General features: G+C 24.2%; 3 protein-coding genes. All 3 read right to left on the minus strand.

Translation table 11 applies throughout. From position 1 onward, the window contains the following. Nucleotides 1-21: 21 nt before the first annotated feature. The gene (locus G3997_RS07100) at nucleotides 22-288 is read right to left on the minus strand and encodes a hypothetical protein (protein WP_296644858.1); all 267 of its coding nucleotides are present in this window, start codon (nucleotides 286-288) and stop codon (nucleotides 22-24) included. Continuing rightward, nucleotides 252-1,010: a hypothetical protein gene (locus G3997_RS07105; RefSeq protein WP_296644860.1), complete on the minus strand. Its 759-nt coding sequence runs from the start codon at nucleotides 1,008-1,010 to the stop codon at nucleotides 252-254. Before G3997_RS07105 ends, G3997_RS07100 begins: the two co-directional genes overlap by 37 nt. A 291-nt stretch (nucleotides 1,011-1,301) precedes the next feature. After that, complete coding sequence (locus G3997_RS07110) at nucleotides 1,302-1,859, minus strand: hypothetical protein (RefSeq protein ID WP_296644863.1); 558 nt, start codon at nucleotides 1,857-1,859, stop codon at nucleotides 1,302-1,304. Nucleotides 1,860-1,970: the final 111 nt, after the last annotated feature.

Below are 1,970 nucleotides of genomic sequence, written 5' to 3' on the forward strand. Positions count from 1 at the left end.
TCTATATAAGGCATTCTTTATTTAATATATATCTCTTGGATTCATCATATTTTGCATCATGTTTTGCATCATCATATAATAGTTCATCCACATATCATTTACATCTTGATATTGATCTATATAACAGTTCATATATGGCATATCTAATGATGGATATTGTTGAGAAAAATCTCCTATACATTGCATTTGATACATATCATACATCGGACTTACATAAGTTGTACAATAATTCATGCTTAAATCCTTATCTGTTACATATATAATATCATCATCTTTGTCATTATACATATTATATCCATATTACAGTTATTATTTGCTTTATTATTCATATTATAATTTGTATAGTTTGAATTTTTATTGTTACATCCACAATTATATTCTTCATAGTTTTTATTACAACTTGGCTTACATTTATCCATTTTAACATACTTAGGCATTACTTGATTACATTTATCTTCTTTTTTATTACATTGATTCAATTTCATATTACATTTATTAATCATTTCTTCACATTTATTAGACTTAGCTTCATATTCTTTTATCTTTTCTCCAGCATTTTTATAGCATTTTAATGCTTTTTCATCGCATTTTACTGCTTGGCAATATAACTCTTTTGCTTTTTCATTATGAGATTGAGCCTTTTCATATAAGCATTTAGCTTTTTCGCAATTTTCATCTGCTTGAGCTTGAACATCTTGAGCTTGTTCATATAAACATTTAGCTTCTTGGCAAAGACATTCTGATTTTTCTAATAGTTGTTCAGCTTTACATTTTGCATCTTTAGAATCTTTTTCAGCATTTTTAGCTTTTTTCATTAAATTTTGAGCATTAGCTGATAAAATATTAGATGATTCTTCACATTGTTTTGCTTGTTCTAATGCTTCTTCTGCTATACATTGATGTTCTAATGCCTTTTCAAATAACTCTTCAGCTTTTGAAGCTAAATCTGCACATGTATCTACAAATTTAACTTCACAATCATCGCAAACAGGTTCTATATATTTTTTCATAGCYTTCTTATAATTATTATTAKKTCTTATAATTATTATTAGGTTTACAAGTATTTGCTACTGAATTATTACATACATCCTCTTGAGGTATACATGAGCATGCTGATTTTTTTTTCTTCTTCATAATAAGTCAAAACTCCTTTTGCTATATTTGTTTCCCCCATAAGAAAAACTTATGTTACCTAATATAATTATATGATTCTATATAAATGTGGTTACTAATTATTTTTTATTATTTTATATCAAAGAAAAAAACAGTATTAGATAATATTTTATATCTAACACTGTTTTTTAATCTAAAGATAATAATTCACCTTCATAGTATAATTGAACTTTTTCTATCCATTGTCCATTATATTCATCTTGAAGTATATTTTCTAATAATACTCTTAAGGTTTGTTCCCTTATACTATTATTTAAATAGTCATCTTTCCAAGATACCCTATTATTTTCATCATTATTAAATTCTAATAAATCTACTTTTGCTGTATCATTTCCATAAATCTTAACTTTTATAGGAAGATTACTAAAACACTCACTAGAAACAACGCTTACTATTTTATTTACTTTTTCTTCTAATGTTGTATTTTTTTTAATCTGTAAATATTTTATTTGTTTGTCTTCTTTAATATCATTACGCATTAAAGTTATAGGTATTTCTATTGTATTAGAGCTTTTTTTAACCTGTTTATTTTCATTTGGGTTATCCTCTAACTTTACTTCATCTTTACTTATTGAAGGTGAATTTATTTCAACTGCACCACCCTGGCTTTTATTTTCTTCTAAAGTACAAGCAGTATTAAATAAAGTTGAAAAAATTATAAATAATATTATAGTTATTTTATACATTAGAGTACCTCTTTTACTTTTGCTTTAACTTTTAATATTATTATATCATAATATCTCTTTTTTTTCTAAATTTTTAAAATAACTATRATATTATATGTATTTTATATACTT

It is taken from the genome of Romboutsia sp. 13368 (assembly GCF_018336475.1).
Lineage (GTDB): Bacteria > Bacillota > Clostridia > Peptostreptococcales > Peptostreptococcaceae > Romboutsia.